The organism is Alteromonas sp. AWJ4_197, from assembly GCF_056160285.1.
In genome coordinates, this window is sequence record NZ_JBSWWW010000005.1 from 426,267 (window position 1) to 453,194 (window position 26,928).

Annotated in this window: 27 protein-coding genes and 3 tRNA genes; 18 read left to right on the top strand and 12 right to left on the bottom strand. The window is 49.0% G+C overall.

Annotated features, from left to right (window positions below; all coding sequences use genetic code 11):
* Positions 1–49: 49 nt before the first annotated feature.
* Together ACXAGC_RS13550 and ACXAGC_RS13555 are read right to left on the bottom strand one after the other, a co-directional pair.
* Complete coding sequence (locus ACXAGC_RS13550) at positions 50–952, bottom strand: DUF72 domain-containing protein (RefSeq protein ID WP_474844801.1); 903 nt, start codon at positions 950–952, stop codon at positions 50–52.
* 26 nt (positions 953–978) lie between these two features.
* Positions 979–1,134, bottom strand: a complete 156-nt coding sequence (locus tag ACXAGC_RS13555) for a hypothetical protein (RefSeq protein ID WP_161599126.1) — start codon at positions 1,132–1,134, stop codon at positions 979–981.
* Here ACXAGC_RS13555 and aspS point away from each other — a divergent pair.
* The 16 genes from aspS (at position 1,133) to ACXAGC_RS13635 (ending at position 13,496) form a co-directional block, all read left to right on the top strand.
* Positions 1,133–2,896, top strand: coding sequence for an aspartate--tRNA ligase (gene aspS / locus ACXAGC_RS13560; protein WP_474844802.1), 1,764 nt, complete (start codon positions 1,133–1,135; stop codon positions 2,894–2,896). The genes ACXAGC_RS13555 and aspS overlap by 2 nt on opposite strands.
* Positions 2,897–2,902: 6 nt before the next feature.
* Positions 2,903–3,340 (top strand): dihydroneopterin triphosphate diphosphatase, encoded by a 438-nt coding sequence (gene nudB, locus ACXAGC_RS13565; protein ID WP_474844803.1) that lies wholly within the window; start codon positions 2,903–2,905, stop codon positions 3,338–3,340.
* Positions 3,337–3,855, top strand: coding sequence for a crossover junction endodeoxyribonuclease RuvC (gene ruvC, locus ACXAGC_RS13570; protein ID WP_119500813.1), 519 nt, complete (start codon positions 3,337–3,339; stop codon positions 3,853–3,855). The genes nudB and ruvC overlap by 4 nt, the downstream gene beginning before the upstream one ends.
* 244 nt (positions 3,856–4,099) lie before the next feature.
* Entirely contained in the window at positions 4,100–4,717 is a 618-nt protein-coding gene (gene ruvA / locus ACXAGC_RS13575) for a Holliday junction branch migration protein RuvA (protein WP_474844804.1), read from the top strand.
* Positions 4,718–4,729: 12 nt separating this feature from the next.
* Positions 4,730–5,734, top strand: coding sequence for a Holliday junction branch migration DNA helicase RuvB (gene ruvB, locus ACXAGC_RS13580; protein WP_119500815.1), 1,005 nt, complete (start codon positions 4,730–4,732; stop codon positions 5,732–5,734).
* 434 nt (positions 5,735–6,168) lie between these two features.
* A complete protein-coding gene (ybgC, locus tag ACXAGC_RS13585; RefSeq protein ID WP_119500816.1) occupies positions 6,169–6,576 on the top strand; it encodes a tol-pal system-associated acyl-CoA thioesterase in 408 nt (135 codons plus the stop codon).
* A complete protein-coding gene (tolQ, locus tag ACXAGC_RS13590; protein ID WP_119500817.1) occupies positions 6,566–7,246 on the top strand; it encodes a protein TolQ in 681 nt (226 codons plus the stop codon). The genes ybgC and tolQ overlap by 11 nt, the downstream gene beginning before the upstream one ends.
* A gap of 19 nt (positions 7,247–7,265) precedes the next feature.
* Positions 7,266–7,691, top strand: a complete 426-nt coding sequence (gene tolR / locus ACXAGC_RS13595) for a protein TolR (RefSeq protein ID WP_119500818.1) — start codon at positions 7,266–7,268, stop codon at positions 7,689–7,691.
* A 6-nt stretch (positions 7,692–7,697) separates the two neighbouring features.
* Positions 7,698–8,510: a cell envelope integrity protein TolA gene (gene tolA / locus ACXAGC_RS13600; RefSeq protein WP_474844805.1), complete on the top strand. Its 813-nt coding sequence runs from the start codon at positions 7,698–7,700 to the stop codon at positions 8,508–8,510.
* A gap of 5 nt (positions 8,511–8,515) precedes the next feature.
* A complete protein-coding gene (gene tolB / locus ACXAGC_RS13605; RefSeq protein WP_119503354.1) occupies positions 8,516–9,871 on the top strand; it encodes a Tol-Pal system beta propeller repeat protein TolB in 1,356 nt (451 codons plus the stop codon).
* A 36-nt stretch (positions 9,872–9,907) separates the two neighbouring features.
* Complete coding sequence (pal, locus tag ACXAGC_RS13610) at positions 9,908–10,474, top strand: peptidoglycan-associated lipoprotein Pal (protein WP_303574978.1); 567 nt, start codon at positions 9,908–9,910, stop codon at positions 10,472–10,474.
* 22 nt (positions 10,475–10,496) lie between these two features.
* Entirely contained in the window at positions 10,497–11,312 is an 816-nt protein-coding gene (ybgF, locus tag ACXAGC_RS13615) for a tol-pal system protein YbgF (protein ID WP_119500821.1), read from the top strand.
* A 506-nt stretch (positions 11,313–11,818) separates the two neighbouring features.
* Positions 11,819–11,894: transfer RNA gene (locus ACXAGC_RS13620), tRNA-Lys, on the top strand.
* Positions 11,895–11,939: 45 nt separating this feature from the next.
* Positions 11,940–12,015 (top strand) — tRNA-Lys (locus ACXAGC_RS13625).
* Positions 12,016–12,244: 229 nt separating this feature from the next.
* Entirely contained in the window at positions 12,245–13,306 is a 1,062-nt protein-coding gene (nadA, locus tag ACXAGC_RS13630; RefSeq protein WP_474844806.1) for a quinolinate synthase NadA, read from the top strand.
* Between the two features lie 99 nt (positions 13,307–13,405).
* Positions 13,406–13,496, top strand: a tRNA-Ser gene (locus ACXAGC_RS13635).
* Between the two features lie 57 nt (positions 13,497–13,553).
* Here the strand turns inward: ACXAGC_RS13635 and sodC are convergent.
* Positions 13,554–14,084 carry a superoxide dismutase [Cu-Zn] SodC gene (sodC, locus tag ACXAGC_RS13640; RefSeq protein WP_474844807.1) on the bottom strand — a complete coding sequence of 177 codons (531 nt, stop codon included), beginning with the start codon at positions 14,082–14,084 and terminating at the stop codon, positions 13,554–13,556.
* A gap of 166 nt (positions 14,085–14,250) precedes the next feature.
* Positions 14,251–14,745 carry a thiol peroxidase gene (gene tpx, locus ACXAGC_RS13645; protein ID WP_474844808.1) on the bottom strand — a complete coding sequence of 165 codons (495 nt, stop codon included), beginning with the start codon at positions 14,743–14,745 and terminating at the stop codon, positions 14,251–14,253.
* 165 nt (positions 14,746–14,910) lie between these two features.
* Here tpx and ACXAGC_RS13650 point away from each other — a divergent pair, with 165 nt between their 5' ends.
* Positions 14,911–15,336, top strand: coding sequence for a CBS domain-containing protein (locus tag ACXAGC_RS13650; RefSeq protein WP_474844809.1), 426 nt, complete (start codon positions 14,911–14,913; stop codon positions 15,334–15,336).
* Here ACXAGC_RS13650 and ACXAGC_RS13655 read toward each other — a convergent pair.
* The 8 genes from ACXAGC_RS13655 to asnS form a co-directional block, all read right to left on the bottom strand.
* Positions 15,333–15,815: an N-acetyltransferase family protein gene (locus ACXAGC_RS13655; protein ID WP_474844810.1), complete on the bottom strand. Its 483-nt coding sequence runs from the start codon at positions 15,813–15,815 to the stop codon at positions 15,333–15,335. The genes ACXAGC_RS13650 and ACXAGC_RS13655 overlap by 4 nt on opposite strands.
* A gap of 17 nt (positions 15,816–15,832) precedes the next feature.
* Complete coding sequence (locus tag ACXAGC_RS13660; protein ID WP_474844811.1) at positions 15,833–18,994, bottom strand: efflux RND transporter permease subunit; 3,162 nt, start codon at positions 18,992–18,994, stop codon at positions 15,833–15,835.
* A gap of 9 nt (positions 18,995–19,003) precedes the next feature.
* Positions 19,004–20,161, bottom strand: a complete 1,158-nt coding sequence (locus ACXAGC_RS13665; RefSeq protein WP_474844812.1) for an efflux RND transporter periplasmic adaptor subunit — start codon at positions 20,159–20,161, stop codon at positions 19,004–19,006.
* Positions 20,162–20,272: 111 nt separating this feature from the next.
* A complete protein-coding gene (locus ACXAGC_RS13670) occupies positions 20,273–21,370 on the bottom strand; it encodes a GGDEF domain-containing protein (RefSeq protein WP_474844813.1) in 1,098 nt (365 codons plus the stop codon).
* An 18-nt stretch (positions 21,371–21,388) separates the two neighbouring features.
* Positions 21,389–21,952 (bottom strand): PqiC family protein, encoded by a 564-nt coding sequence (locus ACXAGC_RS13675; RefSeq protein WP_474844814.1) that lies wholly within the window; start codon positions 21,950–21,952, stop codon positions 21,389–21,391.
* Complete coding sequence (gene pqiB / locus ACXAGC_RS13680) at positions 21,942–23,591, bottom strand: intermembrane transport protein PqiB (RefSeq protein WP_474844815.1); 1,650 nt, start codon at positions 23,589–23,591, stop codon at positions 21,942–21,944. The genes ACXAGC_RS13675 and pqiB overlap by 11 nt, the downstream gene beginning before the upstream one ends.
* 2 nt (positions 23,592–23,593) lie before the next feature.
* Positions 23,594–24,724: a paraquat-inducible protein A gene (locus tag ACXAGC_RS13685; RefSeq protein ID WP_474844816.1), complete on the bottom strand. Its 1,131-nt coding sequence runs from the start codon at positions 24,722–24,724 to the stop codon at positions 23,594–23,596.
* 150 nt (positions 24,725–24,874) lie between these two features.
* Positions 24,875–26,272: an asparagine--tRNA ligase gene (asnS, locus tag ACXAGC_RS13690; RefSeq protein WP_474844817.1), complete on the bottom strand. Its 1,398-nt coding sequence runs from the start codon at positions 26,270–26,272 to the stop codon at positions 24,875–24,877.
* Between the two features lie 275 nt (positions 26,273–26,547).
* Here asnS and ACXAGC_RS13695 point away from each other — a divergent pair, with 275 nt between their 5' ends.
* Complete coding sequence (locus ACXAGC_RS13695; RefSeq protein ID WP_474844818.1) at positions 26,548–26,919, top strand: hypothetical protein; 372 nt, start codon at positions 26,548–26,550, stop codon at positions 26,917–26,919.
* Positions 26,920–26,928: the final 9 nt, after the last annotated feature.

The window sequence follows — 26,928 nt, forward strand, 5'->3', positions numbered from 1 at the left end:
AGCAGAGTGCGGATATTTATTTCCTCTCTACAACCCGGTTCTTAATCTTTCAAAACAAAGAAGTTTGCTCAGCAGATGGTGGTGCGAAAGTCAGAGCAGGCAATGCTGCATCAGGATAGCAGGCGTTGTAACTGTCGATAAATTTTGCTGCCAGCCAGGGCGCATCGCCATTTTCCGGTTTGTGGAAGAACATGTATGGTGTGCGGCCTTCAAGCCGCCACTGATGGCATTTTCCTATCCAGGGTTGTAAGCAGCGGGTATTGGCGGCATCGTCATTACCACCCACAAAGCGCACAACCGGTGCCGTGGATGTCGCAATCACATTCACCGGCAGTCTGGGCTTTTTCATCCGTACTTCTGTGGTCAGTTCGCTGTCAGACGGACCGGCGAATAATCCCCGCGTATCCATAATGACCCTGTTTACCTTCTGTTCTATGAGCATGCGGTTAAATTGTTGTTCCGCGCCACCTTTATCAAAAAATGCCGGATGACGTACTTCAACGCCAAGAGGTATGTCTGCCGGAAATTGCTGCAACATGGCGGAAATGGCCTGCAAACTGTCAGGGCCGGTGCTGGCGGGCAGTTGCAACATCAGCATGCCCAGCCGCTCTTTCAGCGGGGCCAGCAGCAACAACTGCTTTTCAATATCAGGGTGGTTCGGGTCCGGTGCACCGCTGTGAGTGATGGTCTGGTGGACTTTAAACGTAAAGCGGAAGGTCTGCGGGGTTTGCTCAATCCACCGGGCCACAGTGTCCGGTGAGGGCAGGGCATAGAAGGTGGTGTTGCCTTCCACTGAATTCATCTGCTTTGCATAATATCCGAGGGCATTTTTTCGTGCTCCGGTATCGTTAAACCAGTCCCCCGGCCAGCGGCTGTGTTGCCACTGAGGCACACCAATGTACACAGGTGGCAGAGAATTGTTCAGTTGGCTGTGGAAATCGCTTTTAGTCATTGGGCTTTACGATGCATTTGTTTATACTATGCGACCTTATTTTTATCTAAAGTCTGAGGCTTAACCGGATAGTTGCCTGACTGAGACAAGTCACCGTCCGGCTGCATTGAAGCACTGACCGCAATGCCTTGCAAGTCAGCATCGCCAGGCAGACAACACATTACCAGAGGTTCAGGGACCATGCGCACAGATTACTGTGGGAATATTGATTCATCTTACGCCGGCCAGGAAGTCACACTTTGTGGTTGGGTTAACAAGCGTCGTGATTTGGGCGGCGTTATTTTCATCGATCTTCGTGACCGCGAAGGCATCGTGCAGGTGGTATTCGATCCCGATTTACCGGAAGTACTGGACGTAGCCAATAAACTGCGTAATGAATTCTGCGTGAAGCTGACCGGTAAAGTGCGTGCCCGCCCTGAAGGTCAGATCAACAAACAAATGCGTACCGGTGAAATTGAAATTCTGGGTACTGGACTGGAAATCATTAACAAGTCTGCGGTGTTGCCGCTGGACTGGAATCAGGAAAACTCTGAAGAACAACGTCTGCGCTATCGTTACCTCGACCTGCGCCGTCCGGTAATGAGCGACCGCCTGAAGTTTCGTGCCCGTGTTACCGGTGCGGTACGTCGTTATCTGGAAGAAGAAGGTTTCCTGGATATCGAAACCCCGATTCTGACGAAAGCTACGCCGGAAGGTGCCCGTGACTATCTGGTTCCAAGCCGGACTCACAAAGGCGAATTCTTTGCGCTGCCACAGTCACCTCAGCTTTTTAAACAGTTGCTGATGATGTCGGGTATGGACCGCTATTACCAAATCGTAAAATGTTTCCGTGACGAAGACTTACGTGCTGATCGTCAGCCAGAATTCACTCAAATCGATTTGGAAACCACCTTCCTTGATGCTGATGGCGTAATGTCTATCACCGAAGGCATGATCCGTGACTTGTTCCAGAAAATGCTGAATGTCGATCTGGGTGAATTCCCCCGTATGACATACGCAGAAGCGATGCAGCGTTTCGGTAGTGATAAGCCTGACTTACGTAACCCGTTGGAACTGGTAGATGTGGCTGATTTGCTGGCTAACGTAGAGTTTAAAGTATTCTCCGGTCCGGCCAACGATCCGAAAGGCCGTGTGGCGGTTATCCGTGTGCCCGGCGGTGCCAGTCTTTCCCGCAAACAGATTGACGAATACACTAAATTCGTCGGTATCTATGGCGCCAAAGGTCTGGCATGGATGAAGGTGAATGAAGACAAGCCTGGTCAGGAGGGTCTGCAATCACCCATCCTGAAATTCCTGTCTGAAGACATTACTGATGCGCTGTTACAGCGTACCGGCGCACAGGCTGGCGACATACTGTTATTCGGTGCGGACAGCAAAAACGTAGTAACTGAAGCTATGGGTGCACTGCGTCTGAAGCTGGGTGAAGATTTCGAATTGCTGGAAGGTGACTGGAAACCACTGTGGGTTGTTGACTTCCCTATGTTTGAAGAAGCGGACGGCGCGCTGTTTGCGTGTCACCATCCGTTCACAGCACCCCGCGGCCTGACCGCTGAAGAGCTCAAAGCGAACCCGGTTGAAGCGATTTCTGATGCCTACGACATGGTACTGAACGGTGTGGAACTGGGCGGTGGTTCTGTGCGTATTCACAATCAGGACATGCAGTCTGCGGTATTCAGTATTCTGGGTATCGACGAAGAAGAAGCGCAGAACAAGTTTGGCTTCCTGTTAGAAGCTCTGCAGTTTGGCGCGCCGCCCCATGCTGGTCTCGCTTTCGGTCTGGATCGTCTGGTGATGCTGATGACCGGTGCAACGTCAATTCGCGACGTAATGGCATTCCCGAAAACCACCACGGCTGCATGCCCGCTGACAGATGCACCGGGCCCTGCGAATCCGGCAGCGCTGGCGGAACTGGCCATTGCGACTGTTAAGAAAGACGCTGAATAATTCCGGATGGCGTTAAAGCGACCGGAATCTGTGCTGGTGGTGCTCTATGATGAGCACCACCGTATATTGTTACTACAACGCAACGATGACCCTTCATTCTGGCAGTCTGTAACAGGGACTGTCGAAGCCGGTGAGCTTCCTGCAGAAACTGCTGTGAGAGAAGTCGCCGAAGAAACAGGCATCGTTCTGACTCCCTTGCAGCTTAATGACTGCTCTCATATTAACCGCTACGAAATCCGCCGGCGCTGGCTGCACCGTTACCCGCAGGGTACCCGTTTTAATACTGAGCATGTCTTCAGTGCCTGTGTCTCTTCGGCCAGTGAGCTTGTGCTAACTGAGCATCTGGCGTTTGAATGGCTGGACAAACCTGATGCCCTGGCTAAATTATGGTCGCCTTCAAACCGTGATGCAGTAGAAGCATTTGTACCGGAGTGCCGAAGATGATTATACTGGGTATAGATCCAGGTTCCCGTGTAACAGGGTATGGTGTGATTGCCAGAAAACAGGGAAAAATTGTTTATTTGGGCAGTGGATGCATTCGTGTCAAAAGCGATGTTATGGCTGACCGGCTGGCACAAATTTTTGCCGGTGTGGGTGAAGTAATACGTGAATTCACGCCGCAGCAATTTGCCATAGAGCAGGTTTTTATGGCGAAAAACCCGGATTCTGCATTGAAGCTCGGGCAGGCAAGAGGGGCTGCCATTGTGGCGGCAACGCAGTCTGAATTGCCGGTGGCTGAATATTCGGCGAGACAAATCAAACAGGCTGTTGTCGGAAAGGGTAGTGCGGAGAAAACCCAGGTACAGCATATGGTTAAACATTTGCTTAATTTGCCGGGAACGCCTCAGGCCGATGCTGCCGATGCCCTTGCTGTAGCGCTGTGCCATGCACACACGGAACAAAGTCTGATTAACATGGCGGGACAGGCCAGTAAAACCGTCCGTCGCCGCCTACGCTGAATCGGTGCTAGCAGGCTCTTCTGGAGACACATGCCGGTGCCGTTTAAAACACGCCGTGAACCCATCCCTGGGGGCTCTGCTGCAGCATCCATGCTGCAGAAGGTTTTAAACGTCCCCGACTAGTGTCTCTGCGAGCCTTTTGCACCTAAAAAATGATGCTTGGCTATTTTTGCAATTGAGCACGAATTGGCTGCGAAATGAAGGCGGTCATTATAGTCCGGCACCTAATTTGGTTATCAAAAAAATGATTGGAAGAATTGAAGGGCGATTACTAGAAAAACAGCCCCCGGAAGTATTAATCGATGTGAACGGTATTGGCTATGAAATTCAGATGCCGATGACCAGTTTTTATCAACTACCAGCAGTAGGTGAGAGTGTGGCGGTTTATACCCACTTTGTGGTGCGCGAAGACGCACAATTGCTGTTTGGTTTTGCCGATAAAATGGAACGTGAGCTGTTCCGCGAACTGATTAAGGCCAATGGTGTGGGGCCGAAGTTGGGCCTTACCATTCTGTCTGGCATGTCTGCAGGACAATTCCTGATTAGCGTGCAGAATGAAGATGTGAGTGCACTGGTCAGCCTACCGGGCATCGGTAAGAAAACTGCCGAACGGCTGGTGGTTGAACTGAAAGACCGGCTGGCCAAATTCGGTAAACAACAAGCTGTTCCCATGCCCGTAGACGTAGACGCCAAATTCATGAACACTATTGTGCCGGTAAACGATGCCAGAGAAGAAGCACAAAGTGCACTGATTGCCTTAGGGTATAAACCTGCTCAGGCAAGTAAGCTGGTTGAATCTGTTTATCAGGACGGTATGGGTAGCGAAAGTCTTATCCGCGAAGCTTTGAAAGCTGCGATTTAACGGGAATAAGTGATGATTGAAGCAGACAGACTTATAGCGCCGGCTGCCACCACCGAAGATGAAGTTATCGACCGTGCCATAAGGCCGAAAATGCTGGCTGACTATACGGGTCAGCCCCATGTGTGTGAACAGATGGAAATTTTTATTCAGGCGGCGCGCAATCGTGATGATGCCCTTGATCACCTGCTCATTTTCGGTCCTCCGGGATTAGGAAAAACCACGCTGGCAAATATTGTTGCTAATGAAATGGGCGTGAATATTAAAACCACATCCGGTCCGGTGCTGGAAAAGGCCGGTGATCTGGCAGCACTGCTTACCAATCTTGAAAAAAATGATGTGTTGTTCATTGATGAAATCCATCGACTGAGCCCTGTGGTGGAAGAAATCCTGTATCCGGCTATGGAAGACTATCAGCTTGATATCATGATAGGTGAAGGCCCGGCTGCCCGCTCTATTAAACTGGATTTACCACCGTTCACGCTGGTGGGGGCGACCACCCGTGCCGGCTCTCTGACTTCGCCTCTGCGTGACCGTTTCGGTATTGTGCAACGTCTTGAGTTTTACAATATCAAAGATCTCACCACCATTATTCAGCGCAGCGCCAGTTATCTGAATCTGGATATGGATGCCGCCGGTGCTGAGGAAGTGGCGCGGCGCTCCCGTGGTACGCCGCGGATCGCAAACCGTTTGCTTCGCCGTGTCAGAGACTATGCAGAAATTAAAGCCGACGGAAAAGTACATGCAGACATTGCAGCGAAAGCGCTGGATATGCTGGATGTGGATAAAGAAGGCTTTGATTACATGGACAGAAAACTGCTGACGGCTATTATCGATAAATTCGACGGAGGTCCGGTGGGGCTCGATAATCTGGCAGCCGCAATCGGGGAAGAAAAGGAAACCATCGAAGACGTCATTGAGCCGTTTCTTATTCAGCAGGGGTTCCTTCAGCGCACCCCGAGAGGCCGTATTGTGTCTCAGCGGGCTTACCTGCATTTCGGATTTGAACCAAAAAGCTAAAATATCCTTTCTTGCCGGTCAGTGATTCATTGGCCGGCCATTTCTTCTTTCTGCTGCTATTTATGATATTTTCTTTCGGGCATAAAAAAAGCCCGCTCAAATTGAACGGGCTAAAACAACAAGTGTTGAAGGAAATAAATCCAGGGAACTCATGTCAATCAGGAGAAAACTCGTGTGAAACCGTTCCAGAACCGCTTCACTCTGTTCGACAGATGGGCGCATTATAGAGTAGTTTATGAACCTGACAATTGAGGAAAATTATTTTTTACCATTAGAAAAATTAATGTGTTAAGTTGCTGTTAATGACTGGCCGTGGAATTTGTTTTTACCGCAGGAATAAAGCGTTTCAACGGCATAAATGGACCATTTGGTGAGTTCCTCGGTAAGTTTTTCTTTATGACGTTTTCATTACATTTTTAAAAGTGGAGTATTGCATGTCTGCAAAACATACCATGCCGGTGCGGGTTTATTACGAAGACACAGATGCCGGCGGTATTGTGTATTATGCGAATTATCTGAAGTTCATGGAGCGGGCCAGAACCGAGTGGTTGAGATCGCTGGGCTACGAACAGGACAAGTTGATGGAACAATCCATAGCCTTTGTCGTCAAACGGGTTGAAATGCATAACCATGCGCCGGCCAGATTTAATCAATTGTTGAGTATTGAATCGCAAATTGTAGAATTGAAGGGCGCAAGTTTGACTTTCAGACAAGAAATAAAAGATCCGCAAGACAACTGTTTAGTGTCGGCGGACATAAAAATTGCATGTGTAGACCCTGTGGCAATGAAGCCACGGAAATTACCAGCCACTTTATCAGGGGATTTAGCTAGTGGAATCTGATTTAACCTTTATCGGTCTGTTCCTTCAGGCCAGTTTTGTTGTTCAGCTTATTATGTTGTTGCTGCTCAGTGTGTCAGTGGCTTCATGGACGTTCATTTTTCAGCGTACCAAAGCATTGAATGCAGCAGATAAAGAAATGCGCCAGTTTGAAGACAAATTCTGGTCAGGCGCAGATCTCAACCGTCTTTATCAGGAATTATCCGCCCGTTCTGATGTAACAGGGATGGCCAACATTTTCTGCGCCGGTTTTAAAGAGTTTGTGCGTCTGCGCAAAGGTAACACCGCAGTAAACGGCATTGTTGACGGTACCTACCGTGCAATGCGTGTATCTATGTCCCGTCAGGTGGAAGAGCTGGAAAGCCGTTTGCCCTTTCTGGCTACTGCCGGCTCTATCAGTCCTTACATCGGTCTGTTCGGTACGGTATGGGGCATCATGAATGCATTTATTGCTCTGGGTGAAGTGCAGCAGGCCACACTGGCTATGGTGGCGCCGGGTATTGCAGAAGCCCTTATTGCAACAGCTATCGGTCTTTTTGCTGCTATTCCGGCAGTTATCGCTTACAACCGCTTCAGCCATAAAGTTGAGAAACTGGAGAACAGCTACGGGAATTTCATGGAAGAGTTTTCTGCCATATTGCACCGTCAGGCGATGACGGCACAGCCACAGTAACGATGTCCGGAGACTGATTATGTACATTCGTAAACGGCGTCGTCCGGTATCCGAAATTAACGTGGTGCCTTATATCGACGTGATGCTGGTACTGCTGATCATTTTTATGGTTACCGCGCCGCTTATTTCCCAGGGCGTGAAAGTGGAATTGCCGAAAGCCAGCGCCCAGCCGATTGAGCAGGAAGATACGCCGCCGCTCATCGCTTCGGTGGACGTACAGGGTAACTATTACCTGAACGTTGGCAACGACCAGGAAACCCCGCTGGGTACGCAGGAACTTACTGCACTGGTGGCCGAAAAATTAAAGTCTGAACCGCAAACGCCGGTGGTGGTGAAAGGGGACGGACAGGTTGCATATAACGAAGTGATTCAGTTGATGGTCTTGCTGCAAAAAGCAGGGGTGCCGTCAGTGGGATTAATGACAGACCCGGTGGACGAATCATAAAAAAGTATGCGTAAATTAAATTCTAATCAGCAGGCATTAGCTAAAGCCATTGGCGTTCACGTGGCGATTGCTGTAGTGTTGCTAATTAGCGTCAGTTTTTCGCCCGATCCTTTCGAGCCTGTAAGCAACAGTGATGCGCCTGTCATTCAGGCAACATTCATCGACGCGCAGGCCATTGCCGATAAGAAGCGTGCTGAAGAGGCTGCAGCTGAGAAGGCTCAGGCGGAAGCCGATGCCCGTCAGCGCAAAGCCAGAGAAGCAGCCGCTCAGGAGCGCAAGCGGAAAGAAGAGCAGGCGGCCAGACAGGCAGCTGAAAAGAAAGCGGCAGATAAGAAGCGCCGCGAAGAAGCTGAGCGTCAAAAGCAGCAGGAACTTAAGCGTATTGCTGCGCAAAAGGAGAAAGAACGTAAGCAGCGGGAGGCACAAGAAAAAGCCGACGCGGAAAGAAAAGCAAAAGAAGCCCGTGAAAAAGCAGAACAGGAAAGGATTTTGCAGGAGAAAGCCGAAGCTGAACGCGCAGCTCAGGCTCAGCGTCGCCGGAAACAGGTGATGTCTGAAGTTGATCGCTACCGGGCGTTGATAACCTCTAAGGTGCAAAGCTTCCTGTATGCAGATGACAGCTTTAAGGGTAAAGAATGTCGTCTGAACATTCGCCTTGCAACGTCAGGTTACGTGACTCAGGTTAAACGCCTGGGTGGTGATGATGCGTTATGCCGTGCAGCAGAAGCAGCCGTGCGCCGGCCGGATAAGTTGCCTATGTCGGATGATCCGGCCGTGTACGAACAAATAAGAGATATAAACATAACGGTGAGACTGTAGTGACGATGAAAAAAATCAGGATGTTATTAGGTCTTGTCATACTAAGCGCTAGTGGTATGGCAAAGGCAGCATTGGAAATAGTGATCACTGAAGGGGTAGACAGTGCGCGCCCGATAGGTGTTGTCCCGTTTAAATGGGAAGGAGCCGGCCAGATGCCGGAGAACATCTCCGAAGTGGTGATGGCAGATTTAATGCGCAGTGGTAAGTTTAACCCGATTGCCGTTGCAAAAATGCCACAGCAGCCGGCAACCGATAAGCAGGTTAATTACAGTGCCTGGGCGGCTACCGGTGTGGACACCATTGTCGTGGGCAGCGTGGCGCCGGAAGGGGCTGACAGATACAGAGTATCGTTTGAGCTGATTGATGTGTTGCGTGGTCAGGTTACCGGCGGCAAAAGTCAGGGTATGAGCAATGGCAAACTGGTTGACAGTGCTGATCATGTGATTGATGCCCGCCAGTCGGTAATCGGCTCTGCGGATTTTCGTCAGTACGCTCACCGCATCAGTGATGTGGTTTACGAAAAATTGACAGGTGAACGCGGTGCGTTCCTCACCCGTTTAGCGTATGTTGTGGTGCGTGACAGAAATAAAGAAAAGCTGCCGTACCAGCTGGTTATTTCAGATTATGATGGTGAAAATGAGACGAGATTATTGTCTTCACCTGAGCCGTTAATGTCACCATCATGGTCTCCTGACGGTGAGAAACTGGCTTATGTCAGTTTCGAGAACAAACGTCCGCAGATTTTTATCCAGGATATTTACACCATGGCGCGCACAAAGATGACGGATTTCCCCGGCATCAACAGCAGCCCGGTTTTCTCGCCGGATGGTAAAAGTCTGGCAATGGTGTTGTCAAAAGATGGCAATCCGGAAATCTATGTGATGGATATTGCGACGAAAAATTTACAGCGCATTACGCGAAATCGTGCCATCGATACGGAGCCGGCCTGGACACCGGATGGCAAGAGCTTAACATTTAGCTCGGAACGGGGTGGTAAACCTCAGATTTATAGCGTAAATTTATCTTCTCGTAAGGTTAGACGCCTTACATTTGAAGGCGAACAGAATCTTGGCGGTACCATTACACCTGACGGTAAACAAATGGTATTGGTAAATCGCACACGGGGTGATTACCGTATCGCTAAACTTGGATTGGAAAATGGCGGAATACAAGTACTGACGAAGACCTTTCTGGACGAGTCTCCGAGTATTGCGCCGAATGGAAGCATGATTATTTACAGTACCCTTCACAATGGCACACAGGTTTTATCTCTGGTGTCTTTAGACGGGCGCTTTAAGGCCAGGTTACCAGCCACAAATGGACAAGTGAAGTCGCCGAGTTGGTCACCATTTTTGTTTTAAAACAGATATACACAAATAAATATAAGGATTAAGAGGATGCAAATGAATAAAGTGATGAAAAGCTTCATTATTGCCTTGCCAGTGGTGACTATGATGGCTTGTTCTTCCGGCCCGTCTGAAGAAGAACTGGCCGCTGAACGTAACCGTGTTGCCCAGGAGCAGGCAGAAGCGGAACGTCAGGCTCGTGAAGCTGAACAGGCGCGTGTACAGGCAGAAGCTGCTACCCGCATGCAACGTCAGCAGGAAATGGTTGAAGAGCAGAAAGCGGCGCTGAAAAAAGAGCAAACCGTTTACTTTGATTTCGACCGTGCAACGATTAAAGCAGAATTCCAGGCTTTACTGGATAAACACGCTGAGTTCCTGGTAAACAACCCGGATCAAAACGTGGTTATCGAAGGCCACACTGACCAGCGCGGTACACCAGAGTACAACATTGCTCTTGGTGAACGTCGTGCACAAGCTGTTGAAACTTACCTGATGAACGCAGGTGTAAGCAGCAGCCAAATCTCTACTGTTTCTTACGGTGAAGAGAAGCCAGCAGTTATGGGGTCAACTGAATACGCGATGGCACAAAACCGTCGTGGTATCGTAGTTTACCAATAAGGGTTAAGCTTTGGTTAAACCAATGATTCAGGGCGTCACCATGTGTGCCGCCCTTTGTATTTCAGCCGCAGCGCAAGCTCAGGCACCTGTTTATGATGTCGGTAACAGCAGCTCGCAGCAAACGGCTAATTCAGGCAATTCCTCCAGCACTTTAGAGCAACGCATCACTGTACTGGAGCGAATGGTAGACAGTCGCACGCAAATGCAGCACCGTTTACAGCAACAACTCGACACCATGCAGGGTGAAATTGACGAGTTGCGCGGGGCTGTAGAAGTGCACACCAATCAACTTGAGAAAGTGCTTGAGCGCCAACGCGAGTTGTATCTGGAAATTGACAAGCGTGTTGAAGCGTTAAAGCAGGCTGGTGTGGGCAGTGCATCCGGTTCAGCTTCTGATTATTCATCACCTGCGCCGTCTCAGCCAGCACCGTCGAAACCTCAGTCACCGGCACCGGCCAGCGCAGAAAGCGAGAGTGATGCCTATGACGCTGCAGTCAATCTGATCCTGAAATCCAGAGAATACGACAAAGCCATTCCGGCTTTTCAGTCTTTCCTGTCATCTTATCCAAACAGTGAATACGCGCCCAACGCGCATTATTGGTTAGGGCAGTTGCTGTTTAATCAGCAAAAGTGGTCTGATGCATCTGAACAGTTCAATATTGTTATTGATCGCTTCTCAGACTCTCCCAAACGACCTGACGCATTACTTAAGCTTGGAGTGATAGCAGAAAGACAGGGCAACAAAGGGCAGGCCAGAAGCCTGTTTCAGCAAGTGGTCAATGAATATCCTGATTCATCAGCCACCAAACTTGCCCAGTCCCGTTTATCCGGATTATAAGCTGATTAAAAAAACCTCCTCCGGGAGGTTTTTTATTGCCCGCGAAATTCTGCGTAAAATACGCCTGCCTGTTTTTTATACGGAAAATCAAAAGTTAGCGGTGATGTACTCAATTTCCTCACTACAAATTTGTCTGCGAAGTGTGACGTTGAGAACGTAAAATAACCATCTGTTGCCGGCGTCTCAAAAATAATTAAAATTATTTTGAGAAAGTTGGTGAATAATCCGGCAGTTGCACAAAATTTTTTTTAAAGATGAGAAAAAATTCAGGCAAATCCCACTGCAATTTCGCGTCCGGATGCTACATTTTTATCTGTCGGGCAGGGTTAAATTCAAAATAACTCTCCGAAAAGCGGGGGAATACTGTACGATTTGATTTCATTTTGACCGTTTGAACAAGAAAAACGAGAAAAGTGAAAATAAATCCGGATTTAAGGTTGCACTGCCTCAGAATCTGAGTATTATATGCCGCCGTTGCCACAGAGTGGTGACGCAGAAAGGCGAAAGGGTCGTTAGCTCAGTTGGTAGAGCAGTTGACTTTTAATCAATTGGTCGCTGGTTCGAATCCAGCACGACCCACCACTTTCTCCTCTGTGAGAATGTCGCTTTTTACCGCAACCATAAGATGGGTCGTTAGCTCAGTTGGTAGAGCAGTTGACTTTTAATCAATTGGTCGCTGGTTCGAATCCAGCACGACCCACCATCTTATCTTTGCTCCGGTTATCCGGAACCTCTTAAAATTCTTAAATACTTCCTGTTAGATATTATCCCGATCCGTTATCAGCTTTATCAACCGCAAAAGCATTGCACTGTTATAAGTCATAGCGCTTTAATCCGGGCAAACACTTTTATTCATAGCGTATCCCTATGTAATTTTTATGACAGTCGGGTATAATCCGTCGCCCTATTGTCGATTATTCAGGCTATTTGTTATGACTATTGCTTTCAGAGTCGATCAAGTTGATTATCCGTTCCCGGCCAAGCCTGCGCCGCTTACTGATGTGCGCAAGGCCGAACTGAAGGAACAGATCAAGCAACTGCTGCGTGATCGTAATGCTGTTCTGGTAGCTCACTATTACACTGACCCCGAGATTCAGGCGCTGGCCGAGGAAACCGGTGGTTGCGTTGCGGACTCTCTGGAGATGGCACGCTTTGGCCGTGATGCCACTGAGCAAACGTTAATCGTTGCCGGTGTCCGCTTCATGGGTGAAACAGCAAAAATTCTCAGTCCTGAAAAAACCGTACTGATGCCAAACCTGGAAGCAACCTGTTCGCTGGATATCGGTTGCCCGGTGGAAGAATTCAGTGCTTTCTGTGACGCGCACCCTGATCACACCGTGGTTGTTTACGCCAATACGTCTGCTGCTGTAAAAGCAAGAGCCGACTGGGTGGTGACATCCAGTATTGCACTGGAAATTGTTGAGCATCTGGACGAGCAGGGTAAACCTATCATCTGGGGCCCTGATCGCCATCTGGGTGCATACATTGCGAAGAAAACCGGTGCTGATATGCTGATGTGGCAGGGCGAGTGTATTGTTCATGACGAGTTTTCAGCGCAGAAACTGAGTGATATGAAAGCAGTGTACCCTGATGCAGCCATTCTTGTGCATCCGGAATCACCTGCCAGTGTTGTTGATCTTGCGGATGCTGCCGGTTCGACAAGTCAGCTGATTCAGGCCGCTCAGGATATGCCTAACAACACGTTTATTGTGGCAACAGACAAAGGCATTTTCTATAAGATGCAACAACTGATGCCAGAGAAGACGTTTATTGAAGCTCCAACGGCCGGTAACGGCGCAACCTGTAAAAGTTGTGCTCACTGCCCGTGGATGGCAATGAACGGCTTACAGGCCATCTACAACAGCCTGACAGAGGGTGTGAATGATCACGAAATCCATGTGGATGAAGCTTTGCGTCACAAAGCCCTCATTCCGCTGGACAGAATGCTCAACTTTTCAGCACAACTGAAGCAGAAAAAGCTGGCAATTGCTTAATAAAAGCGCAGTTGAGGATTTTTTCCCGGTGAGTACTTGATTCAGCGGGAGACTTTCCCTACTATACGCGCGCTTTGACGAATTTCGTCAGACAATTCCGGAGAGATGGCTGAGTGGCTGAAGGCGCACGCCTGGAAAGTGTGTATACGTTAATAGCGTATCGAGGGTTCGAATCCCTCTCTCTCCGCCAGATACTAAAAACCCGCATTCACTGCGGGTTTTTGCTTTTCAGGCTTAAAACTGAATATCAGGCACCAATCACACCGCACAATGCTCTTGCGCCACCGCCGCCAAGTTTCTCCGGCGCGTCCGAGTAGTTATCACCGCCCTGGTGAACCATCAGTGCTTTGTCTTTTACGTCTTCCAGTGATAACCGTGGTGCCAGTAACGGATGGCTGGCATTGCCCTCATCATCAACCAGCAGTATGGGTAAATCACCCATGTGGCTGTTATCAGCCCAGGGATAACCGTGCTGACCGGTTTTTTCCGGGTCCATATGACTGCCTGCTGCACCGGCGGGAACATTCTTTCCGTCTTTCATGGCAGAATCGCATGACGGATTTTCATGCACGTGGAAGCCGTGTCCGCCTGCCTCAAGACCGGATAATGCCGGTGTAAACACGAGTCCGTATTCGCTCTCTTCAATTTTTACGGTGCCGGCTGATTCACCGGTGGCAGGGTCTTTCAAGGTAACAGTGAAAAATTCTTCGTCTTCTGCAGCAATGCTACCGGCTGCGAAAAATAATGACATAGATAAAACGAGGGCTGATTTTTTCATGAAGTCTCCGTGTAAATGAAATCTGAGGGCCGTTGCAGTGGAGAAGCGGTTCTTGCAGTGGCTGTCAGGTTTCTACCCGGTCAGCACGGAAGGGAGATCAGATTTTAACGGTGACAAATACAAAAAAGCAGCCATCAGAGGCTGCTTCGCTTAAGAAAAATGATGCTTACAGAGCGGCAATAGCTGCTTCGTAATCCGGCTCATCAGCCGTTTCAGCAACTTGCTGGGTGTAGGCCACTTTGCCTTCTTCATCAATTACCACAACGCTGCGTGACAACAGGCCTGTCAGAGGACCGGTAGTGAAAGTCACCTTGTAGTCTGTACCAAAATCTGAGCGGAACGTTGAACCGGTCAGAACGTTTTCAATCCCTTCTGCGCCACAGAAACGGCCGGCAGCGAATGGCAGGTCCGCAGATACACAAATGACCACAGTGTTGTCCAGTGAAGCGGCTTTTTCATTGAATTTACGTACAGACATGGCACACGTACCGGTATCTACAGACGGAAAGATGTTCAGTACCACTTTCTTACCTGACAAATCTGCAGAGCTTACGGTAGATAAATCGGATTTTACCAGCTCAAACGCCGGTGCAGGTGTGCCAACGGCGGGTAAATCACCCAGAGTTTCTAACGGATTGCCCTGTAATGTAACTGTTGCCATGGAAGTTCCTTCATAATTGGAGTGAATGTTCATGATCTATATTGATGGAGTCAGGCGGGATTTCAACCGCTTAATCCGCAATTTATCTAATTATTTTTCTGTCTGCTTTGTAAAGCGGTTATATGCCGTATACTCAGAACGTAAAGAGATAAGCGGGGGAGCGTTGTGAGCGTTAATAGTATTATGAGTCAGCGGGTGGTGAGCGTGAAAATGGACGACAGCCTGCACACCATTAAGGAGCTGTTTGAAGCCACCGGGTTTCATCATTTACTGGTTGTCGAGGGCCGCAAACTCACCGGGATTATTTCTGACAGAGACTTACTGAAAGCTCTGAGCCCGTTTATCGATACGATTTCAGAAAGGGCGAAAGACAGGGCGACGCTGGAACGGCGGGCACATCAAATCATGACCCGTGACGTGATTACCGTTAAAGAACACAGTTCCGTTCTTAACGCCATCAGCACCTTTAACCGTCACCGCTTGTCATGCCTGCCGGTCATCAATGCAAAAGACGAACCTGTCGGGGTATTATCCTGGCGGGATATTCTTCGCTACATGGAAGACAAGGTAACCGCCAGGCAACAAAATTAATCTGCGGCGAACTGTTTGAGGGCGTCGCCGTCCAGTCGGTATCTTATCCACTCACCTTGTGGTTTGGCGCCAATAGACTCGTAAAAATCAATAGCGGGTTGATTCCAGTCCAGTACGCTCCATTCAAAACGGCCGCAGTTTTGTTCTGTTGCGATCTTTGCCAGATGTTTCAGCAGAGCTTTGCCTGCACCGCAGCCTCTGGATGCCGGTGATACATACAAATCTTCCAGATAAATGCCGTATTGTCCCTGCCAGGTGGAATAACTGAAAAAATAGATGGCAAAGCCAACCGGGCCGTTTTCATTTTCACACAGCACACAGTGTGCCTTTGGTTGATCTGAAAACAGGGTATCCTCAATATGCGCTATGGTTGCTTTTACTTCATGCTCTGCTTTTTCATATACCGCCAGTTCGGTAATGAAATCGAGTATTTGCTGGCTGTCCTGCACTACTGCAGGACGGATGGTAAGTTGGCTCATCAAAGAAACTCCGTAAATTATTCCGTGCGTGGCTGGCCGGTGGATTTTCGTCCGGGCGTTACATGCTTCGCAATCCGGACAATGTGATGAAACAGCCATTTAAAGGCATTGCCTGAATCAATAAGAATGAGATACAGACAGGGCACCAGAATAAGCGTCACCAGTGTGGCGTACATTACAGCAAATCCCAGCGCGATAGCCATAGGAATCACCAGAACAGCCTGCAGGCTTGTTTCAAAGAGAATAGGCAGTACGCCCGCAAAAGTCGTAATGGATGTGAGCGTAATGGCTCTGAAGCGGGCAGAGCCCGCTTCTTCCACAGCATCCCGGGTACTGTACCCCTGACGGCGGCGCTGGTTAACAAAATCTGTCATCACCAGTGAGTCATTAATCACAACCCCGGCGGCGGCAATCAGACCGAAAAACGACATGGTACTGAGATCATAGCCGAGCAGGAAATGTCCGAATGCTGCGCCGGTGAAGCTGAAAGGGATAACCGACATAATGATGAGAGGCTGGCTGTAGCTCTTTAACGGTACGGCCAGCAGTATGTACACCATAATCATAGCGGCAGTGAAAAACAGCATTTGCTGATCCTGCTGTGCCTGTTGCTCTTCAATATCACCGCCCAGTTCTGTCATGACACCGGGGTAGGTTTTTTGCAGTTCTGGTAGCAAGTTTTCATAGATGGCTTTTATAGCCTCACCCGGTTCTACTTTCTGTTCGTCGATGCTGCCCCAGATATACACACTGCGATAGCCACTTTCACGGCGGATATAGCTGATGCCGGGGGCTTCGGTCAGCTCCGCGATGTCACCCAGCATGACTTCCTGACCGGCAGGAGTGGTAATCACACTGTATTTAAGATCGGCAAGCCGTTCCCGCTGGAGGGCAGGGTACCGCACCATGACCTTAACTTCCTCGCCGTCACGGATCACCCGCTGGGCTTCGCCACCATAAAAGCTGCTGCCAATCTGCCCGGCGATGTTTTGCAGCGTCAGACCAAGATCGTAGGCCACCGGCTTCAGTGTCATCTGCACTTCTTTGCTGGCGGGATCGATAGTTGAGCTGACGTCAAACAAGCCTTCTTCCCGCTGTAGCATCTCAATGAAAGCCAGTCCGGCCGCGTTCAGGGTTTCCAGCTCCGGTCCGAACAGCAGGAAACCAAATTCGCCGTCATCGCTGCCGCCGTTGATATCATCTATGACAACCAGTGATTTCATTGCCGGAATGTCCGGCATGGCTTCACGCCAGCGTCTGGCAAGTTCGAAGGTATTAATTACCCGTTTACTTTCATCTACCAGTGGTGCAAACACTTCGCCGTTAGTACGGTCGTCGTTGAACACCAGAATATCCCGGACCATGCCGTCGCCACCAAACTCCTGTTTGATTTTTTCATCTTCATCGAGGATGGTTTTTTCAATGATTTTTAACGCATCGAGTACGGCGCTGTCCGGTACGTTTTCGTTCATTTCAACGCGGACTGAAGGGAAGTCGTGGGGCACTTTGCCTTGAGGGACCATGCGAATGAAATTGCCCTGAATTAAACCCAGTGCCAGCATCAGCAGTGCCACAAACACCATCAGCACAGCCCATCGCCATTCAATGGCTTTAATGACGGTACGCTTGTACGGACCGTTGACAAAGCCATTAAAGCGGCTGTTAAAACTGGCGCGCCAGCTATCCGGCTTCACCGGCTTAAATGTGATGTGAGCGATGTGCGCCGGCAGAATAAGTTTGGATTCAATGAGACTGAAAACCAGACAACAAATCACCACCACGGCGATGTTCACCATGAAAGGTCCGTCCATACCGTCACTTAATGTGAAGGGAGCAAACACGGCGATGGTGGTCAGCACCCCGAAGGTTGCCGGTGTTGCGACACGCTTGGCACCGCGGATCACGTTATCAATACCGCTGCCTTTGCTTTCAATTTCTGTGTAGGCACTTTCTCCGATGACGATGGCGTCATCCACCACAATACCCAGCACCATGATGAAGGCAAACAGAGAAATAATGTTCAGACTGATACCGAGAAGCGGCATCATCATCACTGCGCCGAGAAAACAGACCGGCAGCCCGAGCATGACCCAGAAGGCGAGTCTGAAGCGTAAGAAAATGGTCAGCAACAATGCAACCAGAATGGCACCCTGCAGCAGGTTTTTCAGCATCATGTCCAGACGGCCGTCGAGGTAGTACGTCATGTCGACCATGGTTTCCAGCGACACACCTTCAGGAAATTGTTCATTTTTGTGTGCAATGTAAGCTTTTACTGTTTCTGCCACTGGCACAATATTCTGAGAAGGTGTTGCTTTGACCGCAATATAGATGGCGTTTTTACCGGAATACTTGAAGTAGTATTCGCCCTCGGTGAAGGCATCGCGGATCTCTGCCACATCGCCGAGCAATACTCTGGCACCGCCGGGCCCGACTTTAACCGGAATGGCAGCAAATTCTTCGCCACGGTAGTACTGGTTCTCAACACGCACAGAGATAATGCCAGAGCGGGTTTTCAGTTGTCCGGCAGAGAGGTTGGTGGAATACGCCCTGATTGCGGTGCTGATATCACTGATCGAAAGATTGTATTTACGTAACTGATCAGGATTCACTTCAATGGCAATTTCGTCTTCGGGATAACCCACGTCGACCAGCGAAACATTATCCAGCAGTAATAATTCATCCTCGACTTCTTTCGCAAGGACTTTCAAATCTTTAAGAGGAAGATCGCCCACAATGGGCATGTCGATAACTTGTTGCCTGAACGCCAGTTGCCGGATATTCACCGGTTCCATGTCTGCAGGGAAGGTGGCAATGCTGTCGACTTTCAGTTTAATTTTATCCAGAACGTCGCTCAGTTCTTCCTTATCGTCAATCTCCATATTGACTTCGCCACCGTTGCGGTAAGCTCTTGAGATCGTACTGTTGATTTCAGAAACGTCTTTTACCGCCTCTTCAATCTTTATCAGGATCCCTTCTTCAATTTCCTGCGGAGACGCGCCCGGGTAACTCACATCAACACGGATGTAGTTAACCTCGACGTTGGGGAACATTTGTTTCTGGATAGAGGAATAGGCAGACAAACCCATGATGATAATAAAACCCATCAACAGGTTTGCAGCAACAGAGTTTCTGGCGAACCAGGCAATCACGCCGCGGTTCGTATCGTGTTCCTGATGCATAACTTCCCCTTAAATACCGGCGGAAGTGCTATTCGCATGAGCCGCAACCAGTTTGTTGCTCTGCTCAATCACTTTCACTGCCATTCCGTTAAGCGGATATTCCGGCGGGGAGGTGACAAGTTGCAGACCATCAAAATTCCCGCGAACGAAATAGAAATCGTCCTGCTCACGGACAATTTCAACAATCTCCGACTGCAATGTGGCATCTTCACTCACCAGCCAGATCCGTTTATTATTCACCAGTTCCTGTGGAATACGGAACACATTTTCCAGTGTTTTACCGTTAAAGCTGATGTTGGCGAAACTGCCGAATTTAATCAGGGCTTTGCCGGAGCGTACACCGTAAGGGTCGTCAATACGTGCAACCAGATGACTCATTCTGGTGGACTGATCCACGATACCCAGATCGCGGTGGAGTTTGGCCGGGATAGTACGCCTGTCTACGGTTACTGTTGCGTCGAGGCCGGTGACGCTGACAGGCAAAAATGACTGGTCGAAGCCGGCAACCGGGAAGGTAATTTCAGCGGTTTCCACATTATTCAGAGTGGCAGCCACTGTACCGGGAGTTACGTAGTCACCGGTACCGATTTCACGACTGATGATCAGAGCATCATAAGGGGCGCGTACTTCACAATTGTCCAGATCCCGCTTAGCAATGCGTAACATGGCTTCAGCAGATTTTACGGCAGCCTGTGCGCTGAGTAACTGAGGCTTTCTTAAATACAGGTCGGTCACACGACTCTTTGACATGCCGGCCGCTTCCCGCTCCGCCACGTTCGCCTGAGCCTGCTCCTGTATTAATTGTGCCTGTGCTGATGACAGGTTAGCTTCGGCCTGCAGCAATGCGGCTTCGTAGGCATCTTTCTCGATGGAAAACAGGATTTCACCACGACGGACAAGCCCGCCGGGCACAAAATCCGGGTTCCAGGACGTTACCTCCCCCGATACCTGAGCAGCCAGCATGGTGCTTTCAAGCGGCGTGATTTCGCCATAGGAATTAAGGGTAACCGCGTAATCTTCGGCCTGAAGCTCGCTGATTGTCACTGTCGGACGGGTATCTACTACTTCGGGTTCTTCTTCTTTATCACCCGCCGAGGCGATAAGTGTCATACCTGCAAATCCTGCAGCAAGAATGACGATTGGCAGGGCAATTTTTTTCCATTGCATGTGACGCTTCCCCAGTTTCCATCTCTGTTATTATGATACTTGTTGAATCTGCTGATTGTATTGTCTGTTTGTAACAGCGTATTTATTTTGTTTCAGCGACTGCTTTTTTTATTATTGCATAACACTGGCGCATACAACTTTATTACGACCAGTTTGTTTTGCTTTGTATAGTGCTTTATCGGCCAGAGATAACCCACGGTTAAGTGAAATTTCCTCATTTATTTCACATAAACCGAAACAGGCGGTGACCTTTATTTCTTTTTGTTCCAGCCAGATGCTGGTTTTTGCCAGCGTATTACGAATTTTTTCTGCCAGAACAGAAGCACTTTGTTCTCCGGTTTCAGGTAATACCATTAAAAACTCTTCTCCGCCCCAGCGGCAGACAATATCTTGCCTGCGCACATTTTGCCGGAGAAGGGTTGCAGTACGTTGCAACACAATATCACCGTTTCCGTGCCCGTAAGTATCGTTGATTTCCTTAAATTTATCTACATCAACCAATATGAGTGTGAATGCAGAACGGGTGCGCTGATGCCGTTTTATTTCCTGCCCCAGCAGTTGCTGCATGCCTCTGCGGTTTGGCAGTGAGGTCAGGGTATCGTGTAGTGCCTGTTGTTCGTATCTGTCACTGAGTTTCTGCATCAGCTCAAAGGTCCGCTCACGACTGTATTCGTAAAATGCAGATAAGAATGTGACAGTGGCAAACGACAGTATCAGCCGGCTTTTAAAATCCGTGGAGTAACTGGTTAACAGCAGGGCATCATGTGGTGTGAACAGAATAATGACAATGAGCAGCGTAAATACTGCCATCACCATCAGACCCCGTTTGAAACCGCCGAAAAACATTGCAACGGGGGGTAATATGTAAATCCAGAGCGGACCGGTATTGTTATGCCCGCCGGTAACTAACAGGTAAGTTTCCAGCCCCATCAGGCAACCTGTCAGTAAATAAACGGATACCATCCGGCCGATTTTATTGGGGTAGGTAGCCTGAATCTGACTGGCCAGAAAAAACAACAGCGACGCGGACAGTAAGCTGAATCCGAGCGGCCATCCACCGTTCATCAGAGAGCTTATCCCCAATACCAGTGTGATGCTGATCCCTACCAGAGAGAACAGATTGACAACCAGTATCCGGCGATTAGTTTCTTCGTCAAATTCGGGGTGACAACCGCGTTTTAAAAAAAGCGATGTGGCCGGCTTAAACATTGTCCTGCTTTTGAATCGTTACGGCGCCTTATCACTTATCGCTGAAGCCAGGTCATCGACAAGCAGGCGCATAGTTGCCACAGCCTCTTCAAAGCCATCGCCCTGCATGGGGCGGCGGAAATCAAACTGATGTATTTGAGGCTGTGTGTTTTCGTCCTCTTTCCAGTATTGACCTTTAATCAGCACGTTGCCATCAAATGCGGGAATAAAATCGTCGATTTTAATATGTAATCCTGACACAGGGTATTGTGGTGAATACACGGCAGCAGGTAAAACTGCCACTCCGTGATGTTGCAGAGAGGCGGTTAAAGCCTGATGGAGACTTTTATCCAGTGGCTCAGCCCATACATGGCGGGGGGAAAAATACACCGTAGCAGGTCCGGTTTGCATAGCCAGAGAACGCTGCTTCAAATACTCAGGTAAACTAAGTTGTTCAATATAAACCCGTGCTGCCGGCTCAGATTGTTCTTCAGTTGTCGCCTGAGGAGAGTGCAAAACGTAATAGGTTAAGGATGCCGGTGCACTGCTGCAACCGCTCAATAACGCAGTAAAACAGGCAGCGGCGAATAACTTAGTTCTCATTAAACATTCCTTTTCCGGCTTTCGGCTGAATATCTTCTTCGCTATTGTCCGAGAAGATTAACCCGTTAGGTTTCTGATTAAGTTGCAGCAGCAGAGGCTGAATATTCCGCAGGGTTTCCTGCATCGTATCAACGGTTTCCTGAATTTCACCTTTACTCAAACCGCCTTCGGTATAGTTTTCCAGTAGTGCAGACACGTTGATCAGCATTTCATTCAGGTTCTTATTCAGGGCTTTCGCGTCAATATCGCCCATCAGAGTATCAAAATCACTGCTTGCCTGTTCAACCCGGTTAGATGCGGCTTTAATGTCGTCGATCACATTGGTGACCTCTACAATCATGGTTTCCAGAGGTAAATTATTGAGCTTATCCAAAATTGCATCAGCTTTTTGTGTGAGCTGAGTGAACTCGTTCGACACGGTGGGAATGACTTCAATATCGCTGATGGTTTTTACCGTCAGAGGGCTGGCATTGATGTCATGTTGTAAATCGACATAAAGTCCGCCGGTAAGCACATTTCCCATGCGCAGCGTGGCGCGTAAATCCTTGCCTATCCACTCGTGCATGGTGTCTTTAACAGCTTGCAGACTTTCCTGTGTATCCTGCTGGCGCACTTTGCCCGGATAGATGCGGATAAGCACAGGAATAGGGTAATTCTGATCAAGAATATTACCGTCTATCAGATTGGCCGGATTAATTTGCGCCACTTCACCCACTTCAATACCACGATATTCCACCGGCGCACCTTCGGTAAGGCCCCTTACGGTTTCATCTATCAGCAGCACGTAACTGGCGTACAGTTTATAGCGGGCGTTAGAGGCGGCTGCATCATCAGAGAAAATAATAAAACTGGCATTTTCATCTACCTGTCCACCTGAACTCGCGCCTTTAGGAATACCGAAAGTGACGCCGTTAGCCAGCAACGTTTCCAGCGAACCGGTTTCAACTTTTACACCACTGGATTTAAGGTGCAGCTTTACGCCACTGACATTCCAGAAGCGTGTATTCTGGGTGATCAGCTTATGATAGGGAGCCTGAATGAAGGCGCTGTAATACACCACACGTTCTTCAATATTAAATTCTGCTTCTTCAAATTCGCCGACTTTAAACCCCTTGTAAATGATCGGGTCGCCGGGTTTATAGGCAAACTTATCATTACTTTTTAAAGTCAGATGCAAGCCCGGTGTGCCGGGCGGTGTAGCCGGCGGGCGTTCAAGAGCAACAAAATCAAATTTACTGCGACCGCTGTCATCGGCAGACATGGCGATGTAAGAACCTGACAGAAGGGTATTTAAACCGGAGACTTCAGAAAAACTGATCCGTGGTGCCACCACCCAGAAATCGGTATTTTCTGTCAGCAGCCGCTCAGCACTGGCATCAATGCGTGCGGTGACAAGTACACCGTCAAGGTCCGGCTTCAGCTCAATTTTCTTCACCTGACCAACTTCAAGATCCCGAACCTTTACCGGCGTTTTGTTAATTTCAATGCCACTGGCTGATTTCAATTCTATGGTGATTAACGGCCCCTGGTTTTTCCACTGGTACCACACCATCCATCCGCCGGTAATAATGGCAATAATCGGGATTAGCCAGACCTTTGAAACGTGGGTTGTTGATTTTATTTTAGCTTCGTCTGTCATGCTTACTTCCTGTTTTGCCAAATCAGGCGGGTATCAAAAGTCATTGCTGCCACCATAGTAACAAAAACCACGCCACAAAATGCGAGGGCGGCCGGGCCGGGATAAATAGAAAGCGTGTTACCCAACTGCACCAGTGCTACCAATACTGCCACAACGAAGACATCGATCATGGACCAGCGCCCTATGCCTTCCGTCACGCGGTAAAACCGGGTCCGGATGCGGGTACGTTTCTCAAGACCGCGCTGCACGGTTAAATTCAGCCACGCGAGTATGATGATTTTCGCCACCGGAATAATAACGCTGGCAATAAGAATAATAATGGCCACCGGATAGTCGCCGGATTGCCACAGTGTGATAGCGCCGCCCACGATGGTACTGGGCTCATCACGTCCGAACATTTCGGTATGCATAATGGGAAGCATATTCGCCGGGATATAAAGCAGTGCAGCGGTAACCAGTAATGCCCAGGTGCGCTGAATACTCACTGAGGCGACTGCCGGTGTCAGTGGTTTCGGTGGCGGCACTTCTCCGAAAATCCAGAACGCATAGCGGTTGATATCGAACTGAATAATACAGGCGGTCATACAGACAGAAAAGGCAATGAAAGCATAAAATGACAGGCCGATAGCAATGTCTGCCATAGAAGATATTTTGATCAGGCTGACCAGTGTGCCTACCAGAAATATTTCCGCCATGCTCCAGGGCATCAGCGCTTTCACCCAGAAAAACACATGCTTCACAAACACAGGTTTTTTATTGTGTTTACGGCAGTGGCTTAAAATCATCATCCCGGTGAGCACGAGTCCGGGGAAAACCACGGTGGCCAGGCCGGTGATTATGGCCAGCGACAGGTAATCCTGGTTTAGCAGCGCATTGAAACTGTCTGGCAGCGCAATCTGGTGCTGAATGCCACTGGCACGGAAGGATAAGAAGTTAAAGGGCAGGGAAAGGCCCAGAAAAATGAGTGCACTGATGGCAAACGCCAGTACTTTATCATTTTGATGATAACGATAAGTCAGCAGGGTATGGCCACATTTGGGGCATACAGCCCGTTGCCGGTGATCCAGCGAAGGTAAATGCACTACCGTCAGACATTGGTCACATTGAATTGTAGACAGCGCGTTTTCCTGCATGCCCGGCCAGATTTATCCTGTAGAAACAACCAACTTATACAATAGCATGAATTTGTTCAACATCAGCGCCTTTATCTGTAACGGAATGTCACCCGCCGTAAAAAGCAAAAAAGGTGGCACAAAAGGCCACCTTTTTCTGACTGAAAAATATCAGTAGTTAGCGTTACCCGGCGTACGGGGGAACGGAATGACGTCCCGGACGTTCTGCATGCCTGTTACATAAGCAACCAGGCGCTCGAAGCCCAGACCGAAACCGGAGTGAGGGACGGTGCCGTAGCGACGCAGATCACGATACCAGCTGTAATCTTCTTTGCTCAGGCCCATTTCTTCCAGGCGGCGGTCGAACACATCCAGGCGCTCTTCACGCTGTGAACCACCAATGATTTCACCAATACCCGGCGCAAGGATATCCATTGCAGCAACGGTTTTGTTGTCATCGTTAATACGCATGTAAAACGCTTTAATATCTTTCGGGTAGTTCTGCATGATAATCGGCGCACCAACATGCTCTTCTGCCAGATAGCGTTCATGCTCCGATGACAAGTCCACACCCCATTCAACCGGGAACTCGAACTCTTTACCACTGGCTTTCAGGATTTCGATAGCATCGGTGTAATCCATACGTACGAAATCAGAACTGATCAGCTTTTCCAGACGTGTAATGGCATCCTTGCTGATACGCTCTGCAAAGAAGGCCATGTCATCGGCACGTTCTTCAAGCACGGCTTTACACACATATTTCAGCATGTCTTCCGCCAGTTGTGCCACATCGCTTAAGTCAGCGAATGCCACTTCCGGTTCAATCATCCAGAATTCCGCCAGGTGACGGGAGGTGTTGCTGTTCTCTGCACGGAATGTGGGACCAAAGGTGTATACCTTTGACATTGCTGCACAGTATGTTTCCACGTTCAGCTGACCGGATACGGTAAGGTAAGTTTCTTTACCGAAGAAATCTTCCTTATAGTCAATCTCACCTTTATCAGTGCGGGGCAGGTTCATCATATCCAATGTGGACACGCGGAACATTTCACCGGCACCTTCTGTATCACTGGCGGTCAAAATGGGTGTGCTGATCCAGAAGTATCCGCGCTCGTGGAAGAAGCGGTGAATAGCCTGCGACAGACAGTTGCGGATACGGGTAACAGCACCGATAACGTTTGTGCGCGGACGCAGATGCGCATACTCACGCAGATATTCGATTGAGTGACGTTTGGCTGCCATCGGGTAAGTATCCGGGTTTTCTACCCAACCTAAGATTTCGATACTTTTGGCTTCCAGTTCTACCGCCTGGCCCTGGCCCTGAGATGGTTTGACTTCACCTTCAACAGATAAAGAGCAACCTGCCGTCAGGCGCTGAATATCAGCATAATTTGACAGAGAATTTAACGCGATTACCTGTACGGGATTAAAGCAACTGCCATCGTGCAGAGCGATAAAAGAAAGTCCGGCTTTTGAGTCGCGGCGAGTACGCACCCAACCTTTTACCGTCACCGTTTCGCCAACTGCGTACTTACTATCAAGCACGTCGACAACGGGCGCATGCGTCATTTGAATGTCTCCATCTTACCTGTTTGAAAAAATTATGTGTTATCAGGCGTAAAAATGCCGTAAATAACTAAAAGACACAGAAGAATTGCCGATAGTAAATGACAAAGCTAAACGCTGATAAACAACGAAAAAAACTATTAATCTTGTTATGGCATGCCAACCGGTCAGGCATGGCGGGTATCTAAAGTGTCGGTTCGTACGTATAAACGAATCGCTAGTATACTCATTCAGAAACGGGATACCAGCGAACTTTCTGCACGGAGAACTAAAATATCATGAATTCGCAACAACCGGACAGACGACGTAAGCCGAGAGATAAAGACGGTTTTTACCAATTTGTTCTGACAGTCAACTCAGTTTGCTGGCTGGTGCTGATTGGAGCACTGGTGGTATTTCATTTTGCCCGTCCGGAAATGGTCACGGGCTTACAAACATATTGGGGCATTGAAGGGCGCACTACCTGGTCTGAAGAGCATGTGGACGCGCTGATCATGTTCTTGCAATTGTGTCTGGGTATGACGTTGCTGACCATGCTGCTGCGTTCCCGTCGTAACCGTCGCCGGGAAGACAACTACGGAGTGAATTTATTTATTCTCGCGGGTATTTCAATGTTAAGCCTGTTCACCCTGAATGTCAGTGTAGCCTGATACAACGGC

What these genes read in the sequence shown, in the direction of transcription:
- tolB (WP_119503354.1), top strand. Translation starts at nt 8,516, where the DNA reads ATGAAAAAAATCAGGATGTTATTAGGTCTTGTCATACTAAGCGCTAGT.
- ACXAGC_RS13655 (WP_474844810.1), bottom strand. Translation starts at nt 15,815, where the DNA reads ATGAGCCAACTTACCATCCGTCCTGCAGTAGTGCAGGACAGCCAGCAA.
- pal (WP_303574978.1), top strand. Translation starts at nt 9,908, where the DNA reads ATGCAAATGAATAAAGTGATGAAAAGCTTCATTATTGCCTTGCCAGTG.
- aspS (WP_474844802.1), top strand. Translation starts at nt 1,133, where the DNA reads ATGCGCACAGATTACTGTGGGAATATTGATTCATCTTACGCCGGCCAG.
- nudB (WP_474844803.1), top strand. Translation starts at nt 2,903, where the DNA reads ATGGCGTTAAAGCGACCGGAATCTGTGCTGGTGGTGCTCTATGATGAG.
- ACXAGC_RS13685 (WP_474844816.1), bottom strand. Translation starts at nt 24,724, where the DNA reads ATGCAGGAAAACGCGCTGTCTACAATTCAATGTGACCAATGTCTGACG.
- ybgC (WP_119500816.1), top strand. Translation starts at nt 6,169, where the DNA reads ATGTCTGCAAAACATACCATGCCGGTGCGGGTTTATTACGAAGACACA.
- pqiB (WP_474844815.1), bottom strand. Translation starts at nt 23,591, where the DNA reads ATGACAGACGAAGCTAAAATAAAATCAACAACCCACGTTTCAAAGGTC.
- ruvA (WP_474844804.1), top strand. Translation starts at nt 4,100, where the DNA reads ATGATTGGAAGAATTGAAGGGCGATTACTAGAAAAACAGCCCCCGGAA.
- ACXAGC_RS13550 (WP_474844801.1), bottom strand. Translation starts at nt 952, where the DNA reads ATGACTAAAAGCGATTTCCACAGCCAACTGAACAATTCTCTGCCACCT.
- ruvC (WP_119500813.1), top strand. Translation starts at nt 3,337, where the DNA reads ATGATTATACTGGGTATAGATCCAGGTTCCCGTGTAACAGGGTATGGT.
- ACXAGC_RS13670 (WP_474844813.1), bottom strand. Translation starts at nt 21,370, where the DNA reads ATGTTTAAGCCGGCCACATCGCTTTTTTTAAAACGCGGTTGTCACCCC.
- ACXAGC_RS13675 (WP_474844814.1), bottom strand. Translation starts at nt 21,952, where the DNA reads ATGAGAACTAAGTTATTCGCCGCTGCCTGTTTTACTGCGTTATTGAGC.
- sodC (WP_474844807.1), bottom strand. Translation starts at nt 14,084, where the DNA reads ATGAAAAAATCAGCCCTCGTTTTATCTATGTCATTATTTTTCGCAGCC.
- tpx (WP_474844808.1), bottom strand. Translation starts at nt 14,745, where the DNA reads ATGGCAACAGTTACATTACAGGGCAATCCGTTAGAAACTCTGGGTGAT.
- ACXAGC_RS13555 (WP_161599126.1), bottom strand. Translation starts at nt 1,134, where the DNA reads ATGGTCCCTGAACCTCTGGTAATGTGTTGTCTGCCTGGCGATGCTGAC.
- ACXAGC_RS13695 (WP_474844818.1), top strand. Translation starts at nt 26,548, where the DNA reads ATGAATTCGCAACAACCGGACAGACGACGTAAGCCGAGAGATAAAGAC.
- nadA (WP_474844806.1), top strand. Translation starts at nt 12,245, where the DNA reads ATGACTATTGCTTTCAGAGTCGATCAAGTTGATTATCCGTTCCCGGCC.
- asnS (WP_474844817.1), bottom strand. Translation starts at nt 26,272, where the DNA reads ATGACGCATGCGCCCGTTGTCGACGTGCTTGATAGTAAGTACGCAGTT.
- tolA (WP_474844805.1), top strand. Translation starts at nt 7,698, where the DNA reads ATGCGTAAATTAAATTCTAATCAGCAGGCATTAGCTAAAGCCATTGGC.
- tolR (WP_119500818.1), top strand. Translation starts at nt 7,266, where the DNA reads ATGTACATTCGTAAACGGCGTCGTCCGGTATCCGAAATTAACGTGGTG.
- ACXAGC_RS13665 (WP_474844812.1), bottom strand. Translation starts at nt 20,161, where the DNA reads ATGCAATGGAAAAAAATTGCCCTGCCAATCGTCATTCTTGCTGCAGGA.
- ruvB (WP_119500815.1), top strand. Translation starts at nt 4,730, where the DNA reads ATGATTGAAGCAGACAGACTTATAGCGCCGGCTGCCACCACCGAAGAT.
- ybgF (WP_119500821.1), top strand. Translation starts at nt 10,497, where the DNA reads ATGATTCAGGGCGTCACCATGTGTGCCGCCCTTTGTATTTCAGCCGCA.
- ACXAGC_RS13660 (WP_474844811.1), bottom strand. Translation starts at nt 18,994, where the DNA reads ATGCATCAGGAACACGATACGAACCGCGGCGTGATTGCCTGGTTCGCC.